At 34.1% G+C, this 19,254-nt stretch carries 13 protein-coding genes and 1 other annotated feature; of the genes, 3 read left to right on the top strand and 10 right to left on the bottom strand.

Features of this window, described 5'->3' with window-relative positions; translation table 11 throughout:
- Nucleotides 1–19: 19 nt before the first annotated feature.
- A complete protein-coding gene (locus tag QE109_RS05500; RefSeq protein ID WP_281093412.1) occupies nucleotides 20–1,738 on the top strand; it encodes a C1 family peptidase in 1,719 nt (572 codons plus the stop codon).
- Nucleotides 1,739–1,806: 68 nt separating this feature from the next.
- Here QE109_RS05500 and QE109_RS05505 read toward each other — a convergent pair whose 3' ends face one another.
- Nucleotides 1,807–3,102 carry a bifunctional folylpolyglutamate synthase/dihydrofolate synthase gene (locus tag QE109_RS05505; RefSeq protein WP_281093413.1) on the bottom strand — a complete coding sequence of 432 codons (1,296 nt, stop codon included), beginning with the start codon at nucleotides 3,100–3,102 and terminating at the stop codon, nucleotides 1,807–1,809.
- 16 nt (nucleotides 3,103–3,118) lie between these two features.
- Nucleotides 3,119–5,761 carry a valine--tRNA ligase gene (locus QE109_RS05510; protein ID WP_281093414.1) on the bottom strand — a complete coding sequence of 881 codons (2,643 nt, stop codon included), beginning with the start codon at nucleotides 5,759–5,761 and terminating at the stop codon, nucleotides 3,119–3,121.
- Between the two features lie 68 nt (nucleotides 5,762–5,829).
- Nucleotides 5,830–6,061: a binding site (T-box leader), on the bottom strand.
- Between the two features lie 154 nt (nucleotides 6,062–6,215).
- On the opposite strand from QE109_RS05510, the gene QE109_RS05515 reads away from it, so the two are divergent.
- Complete coding sequence (locus QE109_RS05515; protein ID WP_281093415.1) at nucleotides 6,216–6,731, top strand: LiaI-LiaF-like domain-containing protein; 516 nt, start codon at nucleotides 6,216–6,218, stop codon at nucleotides 6,729–6,731.
- A 116-nt stretch (nucleotides 6,732–6,847) separates the two neighbouring features.
- On the opposite strand, the gene pepT is transcribed toward QE109_RS05515, so the two are convergent.
- The 8 genes from pepT to QE109_RS05555 form a co-directional block, all read right to left on the bottom strand.
- Nucleotides 6,848–8,068 (bottom strand): peptidase T, encoded by a 1,221-nt coding sequence (pepT, locus tag QE109_RS05520; RefSeq protein ID WP_281093416.1) that lies wholly within the window; start codon nucleotides 8,066–8,068, stop codon nucleotides 6,848–6,850.
- On the bottom strand, nucleotides 8,065–8,892 hold the full coding sequence (locus tag QE109_RS05525) for an aminotransferase class IV (protein WP_281093417.1): 828 nt from the start codon (nucleotides 8,890–8,892) through the stop codon (nucleotides 8,065–8,067). The genes pepT and QE109_RS05525 overlap by 4 nt, the downstream gene beginning before the upstream one ends.
- A 126-nt stretch (nucleotides 8,893–9,018) precedes the next feature.
- A complete protein-coding gene (locus QE109_RS05530) occupies nucleotides 9,019–10,344 on the bottom strand; it encodes an ABC transporter permease (protein WP_281093418.1) in 1,326 nt (441 codons plus the stop codon).
- On the bottom strand, nucleotides 10,337–12,379 hold the full coding sequence (locus tag QE109_RS05535; RefSeq protein ID WP_281093419.1) for a COG1361 S-layer family protein: 2,043 nt from the start codon (nucleotides 12,377–12,379) through the stop codon (nucleotides 10,337–10,339). Before QE109_RS05535 ends, QE109_RS05530 begins: the two co-directional genes overlap by 8 nt.
- Nucleotides 12,380–12,413: 34 nt before the next feature.
- Nucleotides 12,414–13,211, bottom strand: coding sequence for an ABC transporter ATP-binding protein (locus tag QE109_RS05540; RefSeq protein WP_281093696.1), 798 nt, complete (start codon nucleotides 13,209–13,211; stop codon nucleotides 12,414–12,416).
- 90 nt (nucleotides 13,212–13,301) lie between these two features.
- Nucleotides 13,302–13,565, bottom strand: coding sequence for a hypothetical protein (locus QE109_RS05545; RefSeq protein ID WP_281093420.1), 264 nt, complete (start codon nucleotides 13,563–13,565; stop codon nucleotides 13,302–13,304).
- On the bottom strand, nucleotides 13,562–16,147 hold the full coding sequence (locus QE109_RS05550) for an AAA family ATPase (protein ID WP_281093421.1): 2,586 nt from the start codon (nucleotides 16,145–16,147) through the stop codon (nucleotides 13,562–13,564). Before QE109_RS05550 ends, QE109_RS05545 begins: the two co-directional genes overlap by 4 nt.
- Nucleotides 16,137–17,375, bottom strand: coding sequence for a metallophosphoesterase family protein (locus QE109_RS05555; protein WP_281093422.1), 1,239 nt, complete (start codon nucleotides 17,373–17,375; stop codon nucleotides 16,137–16,139). Before QE109_RS05555 ends, QE109_RS05550 begins: the two co-directional genes overlap by 11 nt.
- Nucleotides 17,376–17,577: 202 nt before the next feature.
- Here QE109_RS05555 and QE109_RS05560 point away from each other — a divergent pair, with 202 nt between their 5' ends.
- Nucleotides 17,578–19,251, top strand: coding sequence for a hypothetical protein (locus tag QE109_RS05560; protein WP_281093423.1), 1,674 nt, complete (start codon nucleotides 17,578–17,580; stop codon nucleotides 19,249–19,251).
- Nucleotides 19,252–19,254 lie beyond the last annotated feature (3 nt).

Below are 19,254 nucleotides of genomic sequence, written 5' to 3' on the forward strand. Positions count from 1 at the left end.
ATATCAGGAGGATAATTAAATGCAACTACTAACAAAAGCATATAAGCGGTTTATAACAGCTGCTATATTACTCGCTTTAATTACTAGTACTTTTTCAATTTCATCTGCAAATGAATCAATTGATATCCCCATGAAAATAGGCATCTTAGATGGAAATATAGTAATTTGGGGGAACTCATATTCAAATCAAGCATTAAAAAATCCACTGGTTCTTATTAATGGTGTGATTTATTATCCTTTAACACCTGAGTTTACCCAAGTCTTGGGTTTTTCAATGCATCAAACAGAAAACAACGAAGTGATTCTCACCCATAGATCTTCAATTGGAAAAAACATGATAACGGAAAGGAGTTTTGGTTCTCCATCATCCTCTAGCATCCTCAATTTATCAAGTTTTCAAATTAGGGCCTCTGGATACACGCTTTATTCAGAAAAACCTATCTATCAGTTTGCGAACGTACCTTATGTCGCTATAGAGTTCACACCGATACTACGTTCTAAAATCACGATACAGGCCAATGTCGATCTGGAGATTCTCACAGAAACTACCTATAACAAAAGATACCCCACCACTTATAATACTTATGATAAAGTTGATCAGTCAAATTTTGTCAGAGATCAAGGGAGTGCAGCTTCATGTTGGGCTTTCGCAGCAAACACACTATTCGAGTTAGCTGTTGAAAAGCAATACCATGAAACTTTGAACTTTTCAGAATCACATCTCATTGAAAATACACCCATTAAATCCACTTATGCAAGTGGCGGTAATTTCCAAGCATCATCGATCTACTTTCTTAACAAAAAAGGTCCAGTTATCGAAAGTGCTACCCGAGCAGGTAGCGAGTCCGTTCTAGATCAAGTTCCTTATCAGTTAGATGAGTATCTTGAGTTTAATAATAATATCAATAAAATGAAGGAAAATATAATAGAAAATGGTGCGGTTTTAACTTCTATCTATTTAAATGAAAGTGATGAAGCTGTTTACAACCAAACGACTAACGCCTACTTTAATAGCAATGATAAAAAAGGAAGAACACATGAACTGGTACTTGTTGGTTGGGATGATCAATATAGCAAATTAAATTTCACTGAATCTCCTACCAAAGACGGTGCTTTTATTGCACAGAACAGCTTTGGAAACAGTTGGGGTGATAATGGTTTCTTTTATGTTTCTTATGAAGACGTGCATATTAAAGAATATGTCTATGCAATAGATAAAATAAGCCCCATAACTGATTATTCCCCCTCCAAAGAAAGCTACTATTATGATACAACTGGCGTAACACATTATGAAAATTTTAATGATGCACCACTTGTAACTGGTATCAATAATTTTACAGCTAAATCAGATAGCATATTAACTCAAGTTGGCATATATAATAATGAGGAAAATATTCACATTTCAATATATACTGGCAATTCAAAATTTCCAATGTCACTTGATCAAAGTCCCATATATGAAACCAAACTGCTTGAAAAAGGTTATCACACCTTAACGCTCCCCGTTGGTCTACCACTTATAAAAGATGAAAAGTTTTGGGTTGCTGTTAAGTATGAAGGTAAACAAAATTTCATACTACCTATTGAAGCACCGTACCCAGGAATCAGTTACAATGTTTTCGCTGCACCTGGACAAGGTTTTATTGGATCTGAAACAAACTTTGTAGACCTTACTGAAATTCGTCCAAACGCTAGTGTCGCTATACGAGCTTTTGCTTTTCCAGTCACTAAACCATAAAAATAAAACACGCAAAATGAGTGGCTTTCCTGTTAAGGGATCGCCTCAAATTGCGTGTTTTTTATATTTTATAACGCTTTTAAAACTGCAGTTCTTACTTCACCAATCATATAGAGTGAACCAAATCCTAAATAAAGTACCTTTTCATCAGAATTATGATGTACTTCATATAATTTCTTGATGGCTTCCTGAATACTTTCTGAATTAAAAATCACAGTCACGCCTTGATTTTCGAAGGCTACTTTCAATGCATCAGAAGACAATGCTCTTGGATTATCAGGACGAGTAATAATAACTGCATCTAGAAACGGTGCTACTTCGCTAATCATACCGTCTATATCTTTATCTTTTAAAATCCCCACAAGTCCTACTACTTTATAATCTTTCTTAATGATCTTTAGACTATTTACAAGACCTCTAATGCCATGCAAATTATGAGCGCCATCAATGATGACAAAGGGATCATCAGATAGAATCTCCATCCTTCCAATCCACTTTGTCATCTTAAGACCTTCTTTTAATGCTTCACCGTTAATTTCAAAACCAAAACGTTCAACAAGTACTTCTATTGTCTTGATGGCAACAGATGCATTCTCAGCTTGATAAGGTGCAAATAAAGAAAGTGAAAACTTTTTATCTTCAAATTCAAACTCAAGATTACCGAGGGCTGCATCTATAACTGACAAACTCGAAAAATCTACTGTTAGCAATTGATTATTCATTTCAGCACATTTGCTCTTAATCACCTCTAGAGCAGTTTGGGTTTGGGGATAACTGACTGTTATCCCACCTTTTTTAATAATACCTGCTTTTTCAAGTGCAATTGCTTCGATTGTATCTCCAAGGTATTCAGTATGGTCAATAGCAAGCGGTGTAATTACAGATACTAACGGAGTTTCAATTACATTTGTTGCGTCTAATCTTCCCCCTAAACCAACTTCTAGTACCACTACATCACATTGATGATACACATAATAAAGCATAGCAATTGCGGTAACAACTTCAAACTCCGTAGGATGATTGAAGCCTTCAGCAACCATATTATCTATCTGTACTTTAACTTCCAAAGTAAACTTAGCAAGTTCATCTGCTGTGATTAAAGTATGATTAACTCTGATACGTTCATTGAATGTCTCTATAAAAGGCGAAGTATACAGCCCAGTTTTATATCCCGATTTTACCAACACAGAATGGATAAAAGAACTCGTAGATCCTTTCCCATTGGTCCCCGCTACATGAATAAATTTTAATTTTAGCTGTGGCGAATCAAGTCTCTCTAACAAGTTTTTGATATTATCGAGTCCAAGTTTACTGCCAAACTTATACGTTCCGTGTATAAAAGCTAGTGCTTCTTCATATGTCATCGCATACCTCAATTGTCTACTTTATTTTCGTAGATATACTTTCAATTCTAGCATTAACTGTCATTAACATTTCTTGATATTTAGTTTCCTTTTGACGTTCTTCTTCTAGCAACTGTGCTGGCGCTTTGTTTACAAAACCAGGATTGTTTAATTTGCTAATTACCCTTTCAACTTCTTTTTCGAGTTTTGTTCTTTCCTTGGTTAATCGCTCCATCTCTTTCTCAAAATCAATTAAGTCATCAAGTGGCAAATAAAGCTCTGCGCCATATATAACTGCTGAAACAGAATCTTCAGGCACTTCATTTTTATCAGCAACAACAATAACCTCAGAACATGAAGCAAGTGTTATTAAATATTCTGACTGCTCTAATAAAATCTTTGCAACACTTTCATCAGAAGCAAGAATCATACATTTTGCTTTTCTTGATGGTACAACATCCATTTCAGCACGAACATTTCTTAAATTTCTAATCGCATCCATGATTAGGTTCATTTGTCCAACTGCAGTTTCATTATGATAAGCCTTCTCTTCTTTTGGCCATTGATCAGTTACTAAAAGTCCTGTGATATTAGGCATGAAACTCCAAATTTCTTCAGTAATAAATGGCATAAAAGGATGTAAAAGTCTAAGAATATCTTTAAGAACTTTAACAAGTACTTTCTGTACAGTTTGTTTTGCCTCAAGATCTTCTCCATAAAGTCTTTTCTTCGCAAGTTCTATATACCAGTCACAATACTCATTCCATGTAAACTCATAGATCTTGTTCGCTGCGATTCCAAGTTCATATTTATCAAGTGCTGCTGTAATTTCAGCAATCATCGTTTCAAGTCTAGATAAAATCCATTGATCAGAAAGTGTGAGTTTTTCAGTACCATCAAGTTCAGGTAATTCTCCTTCAAGACCCATAATCACAAATCTAGAAGCATTCCAAAGTTTGTTTGCAAAATTTCTAGAAGATTCTACTCTTTCCACTTGGAACTTCAGATCATTACCAGGGCTATTGCCCGTTGCAAGCATAAATCTTAGAGCATCTGCTCCAAACTGATCGATAACATCAAGAGGGTCAACGCCATTTCCAAGCGATTTACTCATCTTTTTGCCATTTGCATCTCTAACAAGACCATGGATAAATACATCATCAAATGGTTTCTCACCCATAGAATCAAGACCAGAAAAGACCATTCTAATTACCCAGAAGAAAATAATATCATATCCCGTTACCAGTACATTGGTTGGATAAAAGTAATCGAGCTCAGGTGTCTGATTCGGCCAACCTAACGTAGAGAAAGGCCAAAGCGCAGAACTGAACCAAGTATCAAGTACATCTTCATCTTGTCTAAAATGAGTCCCTCCACAACTAGGGCAAACATCAGGCATCTCTTTTGCAACAACGATCTCAGGACAAGACTCACAGTAGTAAGCTGGGATTCGATGTCCCCACCATAGTTGTCTTGAGATACACCAATCTCTAATGTTTTCTAGCCAGTTCATATATACTTTAGTAAAACGATCTGGAATAATATGCATTTCTTCTTTTTCAACTACGTCAATAGCTGGACCTGCCAAAGGCGCCATCTGTACAAACCATTGATCTGATACTCTTGGTTCAATAATCGTACTACATCTATAGCATGTACCAACATTATGTGGATGTTCCTTTATTTTTACTAAGTAGCCTTCAGCTTCTAAGTCTTTAACAATTTCTTTTCTACAAGTAAAACGATCCATACCTTGGTATTTACCAGCGTTTTCATTCATAGTAGCATCTTCATTCATGCCGTTTATTTGTTCCAAATTATGTCGCATACCAATTTCAAAATCGTTTGGATCATGTGCTGGTGTAACCTTAAGTGCGCCTGTTCCAAAGTCCATTTCTACATAGTCATCTGCTATAATCGGAATTTCTCTATTAAACAGTGGTAATAAACATTTCTTACCAATTAAATGTTTATATCTATCATCTTCTGGGTGAACTGCTACACCGGTATCAGCAACCATCGTTTCTGGTCTTGTCGTCGCAATTTCTAAAAACTCATCTGATCCAACCACAGGATATTTTACATGCCAAAATGCACCTGGTTTTTCTTCGTGCTCTACTTCTGCATCAGATAAAGTCGTCTTACAATCTGGACACCAGTTAATGAGACGATTGCCTCGATAGATTAAGCCTTTATCATAAAGACGTACAAAGACTTCGGTTACAGCTTGATTACAGCCTTCGTCCATGGTAAATCTTTCTTTATCCCAATCACAGCTAGAACCTAACTTTTGCATTTGATTGACGATGATACGGCCATACTCATCTCGCCACTTCCATGCTCTTTTTAAGAACTCATCTCTTCCAAGTTCATCTTTAGTTAGACCTTCTTTCTCTTCAATTGACTTAAGCACTTTTACTTCAGTTGCTATACTTGCATGATCAGTTCCTGGAAGCCAAAGTGCTTCATATCCTTGGAGTCTCTTCCAGCGAATTAGCACATCTTGAAGTGTCTGATCTAATGCATGCCCCATATGAAGTTGACCCGTTATATTTGGGGGTGGCAAAACTATTGTATATGGTTTTTTATCTGGATTGACTTTAGCACTAAAGCTTTTCTTCGCCAACCAATTCTCATAAATTCGATCTTCAAATTCCTTTGGATTGTACTTACTTTGCATAATTTCCTCCCAAAATATAATTACTTAAACATTATTATGCTTACAAAAAATAAAAAAAACATCCGTCTTAAAGGGACGAATGATCCGCGATACCACCCTAATTCCATCTCATGTGAGATGACACCTCAATGCATATAACGGTGCTCACCGAATCTACCTACACACAATTTAATCCTTAAATTGCTTTAACAGACTTTCTCAAATGCGACCTTCATTGCCTTTCATTTGGTAGATCTTACAGCCTTGAATCCACCTCTCTTATAACTTCCAGCAACTACTCCTCATTTTCACAGAATTTCATTTTCATATTGTTCTAATTATAATCAAATCACCTTAAAAAGTCAACAACTCATCCCCCTTTTAAGGCTTTCTAATTCTGTTCTAACGCGAATTTAACCTTTATCCTTTATACTTTAGTTAAATAATGATTTGAACTTATACTTTGGAGGTTTATATGAACGAGTCAAGGAACAAGCTACTAGGCATTCTATTAGTAATAGCCGGAGGAATTTTAGTACTAGATTATTATCATATTATTCATTTTAGCTTTTGGGATTTTTGGCCACTCATTTTAGTTTATATTGGTGCGAAAGCTGAAAGAGATTATTTTGCTGGTTCAGCAAGTGGTAGAAACTTGTTAACAGGCGCGACTTTTCTCACATATGGTTTGTTTTTTTTACTAGGCAATTTTACGACTTGGGGTATTCAAGGAAAATTATGGCCCCTTTATATTTTAGGACCAGCAATTGGTTTCTTACAGATGGCATACTATGGCCATAGACCAAGAAGTAATTACCGAACAGGTTTTGTCCTTTCAGCTATTTCTCTCGTTTTTTTAGTTGAAAATTTTATCAACCTCAATTATGATTTGATACTTTTTGTTGGACTTATTGCTGTTGGTCTATTTATGTTAAGAAAATCTGATCCTGTAGAAAGTGATGACAGAGATGAAGATGATGAAAGATATTAATTAATACGTTATTTTTAAAAAGAGCAGTGGTACCAATTCTTTAACAATTAGAATGGTACCCACTGCTCTTTTTTATTAATTACAGTTCATCAAATTTTAGCTGTATATGTCGTCCACTACTTTCCAACATAAAGCTTAACTATTTCAACTAGTATATCAACTGTTTTTTCCATTGACTGTACAGGAATATACTCAAATTTACCATGAAAATTATGGCCCCCAGTACAAACATTTGGACATGGTAGCCCCATATATGAAAGTCTAGCACCATCTGTTCCACCTCTAACTGGTACAACAATCGGTTTAATTTCCAAGTTTTCCATAGCTTGTATTGCATTTTCAATCAAATGGAAATAAGGCAATATTTTTTCCTTCATGTTGTAATATGAATCAACAATTTCAATTTCAACAGTTCCATTGCCATACTTAGCATTTAAAAACGTCTCAATTTCTTTGAAAATCTTCTTTTTTGCTTCAAATTTCGTCATATCATGATCTCTAATGATATAGAGCATGCTAGTTAATTCTACCGAGCCATTGATATCATTAAGATGGTTAAATCCTTCATAAGCTTCCGTATATGCTGGATTATCAAATGTTGGTAACATCGCATGCAATTCCATCCCTATGAGAATCGCATTTTTCATCTTGCCTTTTGCAGAGCCCGGGTGAATATTGGTACCATGGATTTTGATTTTTGCAGTTGCCGCATTGAAGTTTTCGTACTCAACTTCACCAAGTTCACCACCATCAACCGTATAACCAAAATCTGCATTTAATTTCTCAAGGTTAAATAAATTAGCGCCTCGGCCAACTTCTTCGTCTGGCGTAAAAGCAATTTTAATCTCACTATGCTTAATGTCTGGATGTGTAATCAGATATTCTGCCATTGTTAAAATTTCTGCAATTCCAGCTTTATTGTCAGCACCGAGTAAAGTTGTACCATCTGTTACAATTAGATCATTTCCAATATAATGTTCTAGATGTTCAAATTCTTTTGGTGACATCTTAATTTGTAATGATTCATTAAGTACAATTTCACCGCCATCATATTTTTCTACGATTTTAGCTTTTACATCTGCACCAGACATATCTGGAGATGTATCCATATGAGCAATAAAAGCAAGTTTTGGTCCCGGTGCATTACCACTTATATAACCATACACATACCCGTTTTCATCTAGTTCTACACCCTCTATCCCAATAGCTTTCATTTCTGCTATCAAGTAGTTAGCCAAATTCAATTGTTTTTCTGTTGAAGGACAAGTTTCAGATTCTGGATCTGATTCTGTATCGAAAGCAACGTATTTTAAAAATCTTTCATGTACCTTAGTCATAATAACCTCCTCGTAGTTTCTATATCATTTTTTACAGCACTTTTTAGTGCCTCTAAAATCTGAGTTAATAAGGGATGTTCTGATGAAGCATAGTTTATGTTATCAATTGAAGCTATTGGCAAAATATTGATAGACGTACCAGATAAAAAACAAGCATCAAATGTAGCTAAATTTTCATAAGAAATATTCATCTCTATATTTTTTACGCCTATTACTTCAATCACCTTCAAAATTTTCTTTCGTGTAATGCCCTCTAAAACATCTTTTGTTTTTGCAGAATAAACGCAATTTTCTTTAACAAAAAATAAGTTAGACCGGCTCCCCTCTGTAACATAACCCTCAGAATTTATCAAGATCACTTCAAAAGCATTATGTTCCTTCTTTAATCGATTGATTTTCTCAGTAAATTCACTTCTGAAAATTTTGGCGTGAGGATTAATGCGCTCAACCTGATGTGATATCGTTTTAACACCAATTTGATATTCGTCTGTCGTGGGGTAATAAGAAATCACAAAAAAAAGCGTCCATATAAACTGCTGTTCTTCATCTCTCCCTATTTCAATTCTAATATTGTTATCTTTTATATTCGTTTTGGATACTAAGGTGTTTAGTCCTTCTAAAATCGATATTGGAGAAACCACTTGGCTTTCTCCAATCATTTCTAGCGATTGAGTCATCCTCTCCATGTGCCCTTCAAAGAACATCGGAACACCATCCAAAAGACGTATCACTTCATATACTGGTGGCTGTGAAAACTTTATAATATCGGTTGAAACAATGAGTTTCCCATTTTGAATTCGATATTCTGTCAACTGGTTCAACATATTTCGTACCTCCAAATATATTATATGCTAAATTATACTAGAAAAAAAGAGTCAAACAATAGATTGATTGTTCTACAATCTTCTTAATTGTTTAACTCTTCTTTGTATGTTATGCAATATTGCTCACTACTCTGTTCTTATAGCTTCTAGCGCACTTAACTTAGTCGCTCTAACGGCCGGATAATAACCTGCGATTAAACCTATCAGTGTTGAAAAACCCATCCCTGATAAAGATAACCAGATTGGTATGTCTGAGAGTAACGCAGGTCCATAATACCCAGACTCGCCATTCATTCCAGATAAAATCGAATTGATAATTGCAGATATCCCATAGCTAATTCCGATTCCTAGGATTCCACCAAACAATCCAATCATTGCAGCTTCAAATAAGAATAGTCTTTTTATATCTTTTAATTGTGCACCAATTACTTTCATAACCCCAATCTCTTTCGTTCTTTCATAGATCGACATTACCATAGTATTGGTAATTCCAATGGCAGCTACAAATAGCGAGACTGCTCCTATGCCACCTAGTATTGCTTGAATTAAACCCGATGTTTGTTTTTGATTTTCAAGTGCATCAGTTAAACTATAGGCTTCATATCCCATTTCTTTAATCTGATCTTGAACCTCCTGAACGTTTTTGATATTATTCACGCTTACTTTCATCTCATCATATTTATTTTCTTTAGTTTTAGAGCTACGCGAACCTTTTGAGCCATTATTTTGATCAGCTGTTTTGTTTTTTCTATCAAAATCAGTTTTAAGTTTTACATAATTATCATAATCCATAAACACATCCCAAGAATACGTATAATCTTGTTCAGAAGTAATACCTGTTGGTGTGAGTATAAATCCTCTTGGTCTTTTCCCATCATAATATTGAGAAGTTGGGAGCATTTCAATTTTCGTGTTGAAAATATCGACTACTGGTGGATTTTGATAAGGATTCCTCGAATTGGGATCATAGAAATTTTGTTTTGCATAAAAGCCAAACAGAACTTCGTTATTTCCTTCTTTTGTCGGAAGCGTACCTTCACTTAATTTGATACCCATAAGTGATAATTTATCAAAATCTACCGCCTTGAGACTGGTATAATTTTCATATTTCCCTGCATAGATTTTCGATTCAAATCTTTTGAAGCCAATCACAAAATCAACATTGTCAATTGCCTCAATAGTTGCAATCGTTTCATCATCAAGATATAGTTGTCCATCTGAAGCGCTTGAAGAGCCCTCCATACGATATTGATTTGCATAGATATCAATCATCGTCAGACTTCCATACTCCTCTAATTGTTGTTCAAATGCCTTGTTCATCCCTAAACCTAGCGAAACCATAACAACAATAGATGCAGTTCCAATAATTACACCTAGTACAGTAAGAATAGTTCTAGCTTTTCGACGCAATAAATTCTTAATGCCCATCAAAGCCAAATCAAAACTATTCATCTAACTCCTCCATTTCTTTTTTGTGTTTTTTAGCTTTTAGTACTTTTCGAATGATAAATGCAACAATTGCCAAAACAACAATAATTGCAATGATAATCTGCCATAATGGCATGCCTTTTTTTTCTTCTTCTATTGGCATACCTGGATCAATCGGGAATTCTCCGCCGCCTTCTTCAAAAGTTGGCATCTCAGTAACCATATAAGTAAATGGTTGTTCTAACGTTGAAATGGTTCCAAGTGCATCTTCAAATGTATAGATTAACTTTCCTTCAAATGAACCACTTTCATAAGCAAACGCTTGAGCTGAGAAGAATTCGCTTTTTCCAGCTTCAAAATTACCAACAAAGTAACTGCCTTCGTTAGTTTCAACACCTTCTAGTTTAACAATCATGTTGTACATAGTGGATTTACCTAGATTGTAAAATTCTTGTTCAATATAGAATGGTTGCCCTGCATAGATCTCAAACGGCACTACCATCTCCGCTGTTTCAAGTCTTACAGGTTGAGCTACAGCAATACTTAGTACTTCGCTTTCTTCATATGGAGACTTATTAGCATCATATGCATTACCTTTACCATCTTCGTACTCCATCTTAGCCGTTACTGTATAAATTTTTACATTGGCATCAATTTTAGTCTTAAGATTAATTGTTTGTGTATACACTTGACCTGGTCCGATGCTCGCGATAAAGAAGGAACTCGATGAATCAACAGGTGTGAAAACATTGTCTTCACTTGTTAAAGTCACTTTAATATTTTTTGTTCCCTCAGTTGTACTTGTATTTTTAATATTTAATGTCAACGGATAATTTTGTCCTGCATAGACATATTCACCGCCGTAGTTATAATTATCAACAATTAATTTTGGTTTACTTGAAGTATCAGTTTCGCTGCCTTCAACGTATAAACCCACATATTCTTGAATGGTTTCTGGTTCTACATTTGTTGCATCTTTTGGTACATAAGCAACTTTGATATAAGAATGATAATTTTCAGTAGCTGTCTCAGCTTTTGCCATTAATTTAAAAGTCATTGTTTTTGATGCCCCAGGCGCTAAATTCTTAACGACAACTCTAGATGTTGCCTTTGAAATAAAGACATCTGGGTAATCATAACTTACATCTGCTGTTGCAATTTCTACATTACCATTGTTGGTAATTGTAAAAGCAACCTCGAAGTCTTGATTTGATTTAACTGCATTTGGAAAAACAACATCTGAGATTTCCAAATCTGCATCAATTGAGTCTTTTCCCGCCATAGTGACATATGCTATTGAATCTTTAGTATATGCTTTACCAGTTTCATCAATATATGAAATTTTAAGGTTGATCGGAAAAGTACCTGCCTTAGCATCTTTACCTGCAATAACGTTAAAGTATACCATCTGTGTGTTTTTAGTTCCCAATTCAGCAAATGTTTTTGTATCAACATCCTTGTATAGAACTACACCTTCGTTAGAAAAACCCGAAGCGGTGATTTTTACATCTTTAGCAACAATTCCACCTGAATTTTTGATTTTAAGCACAAGTGAGTCTGGTGTATTTGGCTCTAAAGCACTTTGTCCAGTTTCATAAGAAAAAACACCTAAGATAGGCTCAACATTTCCATTATCAACTTGTACATATACTTTTTCTGTAGTTGAGTAGCCATTATCATCAAAGTTACTATACTCAATTAAAACATTGAACTCATATATCTTCGATTCAGCCGTTGGACTCGTTGTTACATTGAAAATTAACTCTTTTGAATCATTTGGATTTAAAAACGAGAAAGTTTGTGACAAATTTGCTATATCACTTCTAAAAGGATGTTCCCCTTGTATACTAACTCTTACATTTTGTGCTACTACATATCCAGCATTTTTAATGTTTACCTTAAATTCAGATTTTTCACCTGCTTTAACTACTTGAAGTTCTCCATCTGCAACGACTCCAAGCACTGGCTTATAAGGATCTGATACTGCAAAACTAAATGAGTTTAATGTCAACATTAAAACCATCATCATTACCATTATTTTTTTGATGTTCAACTTCATTTTATTCCCCTTAATATTCGACTTTTTGAGTGTATTAAACATGTACATAATTTTCTTCATAAGGTTTGATGTACTTTTCATATACATCATCAACACTTCGTTCTTCGATACTTTGTATATCTCCATCACGGATATGAATGACTTTGTCTGCATAAAGTGCGACTTCTGGATCATGTGTTACTATTACGATTGTTTGTGTTTTCTCACGCGCCATCTTCCACATAATATGCATAACTTCTATAGAAGTTTTAGTATCAAGGTTACCCGTAGGTTCATCGGCAAAGATAATCTCAGGCGTACCAACAAAGGCTCTAGCAATCCCGACGCGCTGTTGTTGTCCTCCACTCATCTGGCTTGGCTTATGTTTGTAACGCTCTTCGAGCCCTACCATTTTAAGATATTTTTTTGCGATTTTTTCTCTTTTGGCCTTTGGAACTCTTCGAAAAATTAAAGGCATCGCTACATTTTCAAGTGCCGTAAGTGCTGCTAATAAGTTATAAGACTGAAATATAAAGCCAATATATTTTTGTCTAAATCCCGCTAAACGTTTTTCATTCATTTTCTCAATTGGATTCCCTTTTATTTCTATAGAACCCTTAGTCGGCTTTTCTAGGCCGGCCATCATATTAAGTAATGTTGATTTTCCAGAACCAGAAGTTCCCAATATACAACAAATCTCTCCTTTATAGATTGACAAGTTGATCTTATTAAGTGCAACTACTTTTTCATTTCCAATCTTATAAACTTTGCGGAGATCTTTGACTTCAATGACACAGTCTTTTTTTGTTACTTCGGCTGATTTTATGTCTTTTTTTGCATCACTATTCTCTATCACGTTATGACCTCCTTTCATTGTGATTAATGGTGCTTTATTCTCTTCCCTATCATAACGCTTAATCCTTTACTTACACTAAGGAAAACATTAAAATTGCATTAGAAAACTCAAAATTTCATTGCCATGAAAAATTAGAGAAATGACAAGTGCCAAAATGCCACAGATAGAACCAAAAGTATAAAATCTGTCTTTTCTTTTAGATTTTCTATAAAAATCTAGTTCATATTCCCATGCATATTTGTTTGAGTTTTCTGTTTCTGTAACAATAGGTTTTTTCATCATATTTGTTTGTTCGAGAATCTTTCGTTTGTTTTTTTCAAATTCTAATTGTTCTAAAATTTCTTTACTCATGAATTCACCTCTATTAAGTTTGCGTTTAATTGGTTGATCATTCGCAAAGCTATTCCTTTATGACATGTAAAAAATAGTATTTGTCTATCTTTTGAGATTTCATCTAGAATCTTCAACGTCTCATCAAATCGACTTTGATCCCAATTGATAAGTGCTTCATCTAAAACGAGAGGCATTTGATTTTCTGGATCTAAAGCTTCAATTACAGCAAGCCTGTATGCAAAGTATAATTGCTGAATTGTACCTTTACTAAATGCTCTTTTAGCACTCATTAATTCACCATTAACTAAAAACTGAAGTTCATATTGATTATTCTCTTCTTTAATAAGTACTTGAGTGTATTTTTGAGCTGTCATAACTGACATAAAGTGACTCACGCGATGAATGATATCCGGTTGATTTTTAACGCGGAATTTTTCATCGGACCACTTTAAAATCTCAAACGTTACCATCAGCTCGTCACGCCTTCTAATGACTTCATGTAAATTTTCTTCACACGCTAAAATATCACTTTCAATACGATCTAAATCAAACTTGCATTTCATGATCTCAATTGTAGAAGTAAGTTGAACAATTGCCTCAGTCAACTCCTTATCCCTAACCTGCAAAACTCTAATTTCATCTTCTAATTTGTCAATGTCCATTACATCAAAATTCACTAGCTGTTCTAAATCAAATTGATAGTTACTTAACTCTTCTTTGAATACTTTGATACTGTTTTGAAGTTCCAAATTTTTCATCAATTGGTCCTTACCAAATTGAAGGTTCCCCTCACCAAATCTTTTGATAGTCTCATAAATTGAATTAAGTTCTTCTTCATTTACACTATATTCGGATTTGACTTGTAATAAGTTGTCTTCTAAATGTGCTATTTTCATTTTCTTCGCATTTTCTAACTCATTTGACTGAATCAAAGTGTCAATCTGAAGTAGTGCATATTGTAAAGTCAATCGAACACCTCTAGACGTATCTAAATTGGCACGTTTAAATAACTCTTCAAGTTTTGCCTCTAGTTCATGTTTTTGAACTAAAATCTGATCCCATTTTTCATTAAGTACTTCCTCATCAAATAATAAGGTGATCAACTGTTCAAGTTTACTTAAAAAGCGTTGACTATCTTCCCTAAAAACATATTCAGGTAATTTAATACCATGTGTAGCAATATCAATTTGTTCCTCAATCCTATCTAAATCTACAAAATTGACTCTTGCTCTCTTTTTTGATGGCATTAACTTTGCAAGACTATATCCTAATATGCCAACACCTAACAAAGTTACCTGTTGAACTGGTTTTAATACAAAGCCTAAAAGCGTTAAAACAATTCCCAAAGACATCAAAACAAAATTATACTTCTTGTGATTAATAGCTTCATACTTACTTTGCATTTCGTTGATTCGGTTTGTTTCTATACCCTCTGAATATTTTTGTAATAAAGAGATGAGATCCAGTACTTGTATTTTTTTTAAGTTCTCTTTGACCTTATCTTCCATTCCGTTCCCAAAAAGGAGTCGATATTGTGCGTCAATTTTTTCACCCATTCTAATTAATTCTTCAAGTTTGGAATGTTCTTCATGCTCAAAACGCATTAACTCATTTTGTTGAAATTTCAAAGTATCAAGTTCAGAACTGATTTCAAAGAGTTTTTCATCATGAGCCGACATAGGAATTAGCTGACTTTTGAGCTCTAATATGCTTTCAATAATTTGATCGCATTTGTTTTTTAAAGCAATAAAATTTTCTTCTTTGCTTTTCATATCCGACAGTAAACTGGTAGAAAATCCTTCAAACTCATCTTTTTTGAAAACTTTTTTATTTAGACTTTCAATTTTTTCCATCAACTCTTTTACAGGTAAAATTTTTCTAAGGTTTTTCAGTTCAGCCTCTCGTTTTCTCTTCAAATCCTCATTTGAAATTTGTTCCGATTTATATTGATCGAGCCTATCAATTTCCTTATGCATTAAATCATAATTTTCCTCAGCCCTAATCTTCTGGATTTTCAACTGTCCTAATTCGGTTTGAAGTTGGTTAATCAAAGGATTTCCCCGTTTATCTCTTCTCCATAGCGAGTTGATCTCTTGTTCAAGCGAAGTAAGGACATCAGATGTCTTTCTCAAGTAATCTGAGCCATAGTTAAATATGAGTTTCTCTTGCACATTTTCCCAAGTCTCTTTCTCCACACTGTTGAGATCCTCAGCAGACAAATAAAAAACTTTTTCAAACATACCTTCACTAACGTGATGAATAAAAGGTAACGCTTCATTTCTAAAAGTTTGAACGTGTCCATTACTCATTTGAACTAAATTTAATTTTGGTACACTCTTTAGACTCCGTTCAACCAAAAAAAGTTCCTCTAAATGATTAATTTCTGTAGAAAAAACGATTTCTTTTTTATCCCAATTTGTATAGGGATGTTTATCTCGATTGGTTGGATTAAATCCAAAGAGTGTAGAGTAGATACTATTAAAAATGGTTGTTTTACCCGATTCATTATCTCCGATAAATATATTTAGACCTTTCTTTAATTGGATTTCTCTATCTAAAATCCTACCATAAGTTTTGTATGAAATTTTATTAATCACCATTTTTTTCCACCACCATTCGTTCAATAAGTTCATCACTTAATCCCATTATAACTTGTGTTAAATATCTTATCTGTGATTCCCTTGTATTAAGTTTATTGTAAATTGGTAGTGATAGTAACCGTTCTAAAAGATCTTCATCGTATTCACTATCTGATATGGTCTTTAATGCAACTGATAAAACTGTATTTTCTTCTATGAGTTCATCGGTGTTTACCGGATGTGTAAGTTCAGAGGATTTGATTTCCACTTGAAGTAAGCCCGTTCTATTCTCCATATAATCGACTAAATACTCGATATTTTCTGATGTTCTCAGTTCATTTCTAAGCACTGTTTTTCCCGACAATACAATCCTTACAATAATGTTCTTAGCTGGCATCGGGCATTCTGAGATAATGGGCATTACACAATCGACAAGCCATTCTTGAAGCAAAGGTAGGTTGATGACATCTGAAGGAATTTGAAGTGCAATTTGCTCCCAGATAATTTCACTAAAATTAACAGGTTCAACTTTAGTTTCAAAATCATCCAAAGTTACTAAATAACCACCTTTCATCCCAATCTCTTTAACGTTTAACCCCTGTAAATTTCCTGAATACCCTACCTTAGGTGCTAACAACTGTCTCATATGAATATGACCAAGTCCAAAATAATTATAATTCAGTTTTTCTATATCTGATAAAGCAGTTGCCATATAACTCGTTTTATCAGAAGTCGTAAGCGCACTTGGTACACTTGCATGTGCCATACCGATCCAAATTGAATCATCATCTTTACATGGAAAAGTTTGGATCAAGTTTCTCTGTTCGTTTTTCGATTTATGTCCTACACTTAAAATTTTAAATCTAGTCTGATCTTTACTAGTACATTCTGTACAAGTCACTTGATCGTCCTCATACAGATAAAAATTGGGATGTTTTTCAAGTGATTTAAGAAAATCAGCTGTTTGCATCGGATCATGATTTCCTGAGCAATAAAAGATAAATACATTCTTTTCTAATAATCGTTTGAGTTGATCGAACACAAAACTTTCATCTTCAAATGAGATTTTGTCGTGATCAAAAAAATCGCCTGCAATTAGGATGCCATCAACTTGTGCAGATAAAGCAAAATCAAAAGCTTTCATCAAACTCATTTTCATAGCTTCTTTTAATCTATTTCTAATACGTTCGTTTTTATTTGAATATCCAGCATTCATATGAACATCAGATATATGCAGTAATTTCACCATATTTCCTCCAAGAAATTCTTTCTGTCATTATCACTTCAATTATAGTACAAGCTAGACAAAGTAACCAGTATATTGTAGACTAATTGGGGTTAAAATCACATAATCTACAATATATTGAGTCAAAGGACCTAATAAAATAAAACTGCAATGTCATCAATTTGTATGTTAAAATATTGGAAAGAGTATCACTATGGAGGGCTAAATGAATCTCAATCAATTTACGTCTTGGAAATTACTATATGAAGATGAAGAGTTGTGCTTTTCAAGCGCAGTTAATACCATAAATCAATTGGACGTGTTTTTTATTACATTTTTTGTACCAGAAAATATTTCTAAGGCAACTAAACATTTAATGGATGCTCACCTCCATAATTTTGTTGCTTTAATCGAAGAAGAAGGTAAACTGCATCTGATTCTTAAACAGCAAAAAGGAAGAAGCATTCAAAAATTCATCAAGCGTTCAAACTTAGAATATGATGATCGCGTACAAATCGTTTACGAATATCTGAAAATGTTAGAAAAATATGATGCGTTTAATAATGCTATCAAAATTCAATTACTCGATGAAGAACAATTGCTGATCTCAGATGAAGGACTCGCTTTTCGTGAGTTGATTGATTACACTTTGAGTAATACCTATAGTGAGTTTGAGGTATTTAAACAACTTGGTTTAACCATTGATTTAATCATAAGTGATGCTGAGGGGTATCATAGCCAGTTTGTAGACAATCTTATTTTGGGACATCATAACTATAGTTCTATTAAAGTAATCAAGAAAGATTTTAAAGATATTTTTATTTTTGAAAAACCAGATGCTTTAGAATCCATAAGTTCAGAATACAATATAATACTTAATGATTTAGAAGCTGGCCCCCCACTTCCCTACACTAGTGTACCTCATAAAGATCTAAACCCATTACCATCCGCAACCATTGATTTAGGTGCACATCATGAAGACCTGCATCGTGAACTATTTGAATTACTTGGAAAAGATTCACAAATCAAAGAACCCGATACACTTGAACTTGAAGAAGAACTTGAAGAAGAACTTGAAGAAGAAATCAAAGAAGAAATTGAATATGCTATTGAAGAAATTATTGAAGAAATTACTCTCCAAGACACAGATATTCTGGTCGAAAATAGCCTATTGGATGATGACATAAAAATACTAGAAACAGATGAACACCTTATTGATCACCCCGAAAATAAGTTGATACTTGAGCCAGATCCAAACTTATCAAAACAAGATGAATCCCTTTCTTTTGAGGATAGCAATCAATCTCAAAACGAGACTGTCAATACTCACATTGAAAGCACACCATTAGATTCTGATAAGCTACATCATACGACATCATTTAAAGCGCAATACGAAGATGAGTTTTCTCTACCTGAGTCACTTCCAAAGTCTTCTAAGCAAAGAAATATGGATGATGAAGATCTTTTTGATGATGATGTTTTTGACCTTTTTGATGAAGCTGAAAATGAAAAAGCATCAAAAAAATCCTTAAACTCAAAATGGGTCATTATTCCCATTTGTATACTCTTATTAGCGCTTATTATCTTTTTTACTTCAAAAATATTGTTTTCAAACGAACCAATAGTTGTACGTTTTGATGTCGAACCTCTTCGAGATAACCATGTTGCATTTATGAATAAAACAACTGGTATTAAAAATGTACAAGCATATGAATGGGAAATTTACTATCATGGTGATCTAATTCAGACCTTTACCGACGAAAATCTGTTCCCAATTTTTGATACAGAAGGCACATATACAATTGTTTTGAAGGTTGAAGATAAGAAAGGAAATTGGAGTGATCCTTTCAGTCTCGATTACTTTGTAGAGACAACCGAAGAAATAACCACTAATCCATAATCA

The sequence above is a fragment of the Fusibacter bizertensis genome, from assembly GCF_029914245.1.
Lineage (GTDB): Bacteria > Bacillota > Clostridia > Peptostreptococcales > Acidaminobacteraceae > Fusibacter_C > Fusibacter_C bizertensis.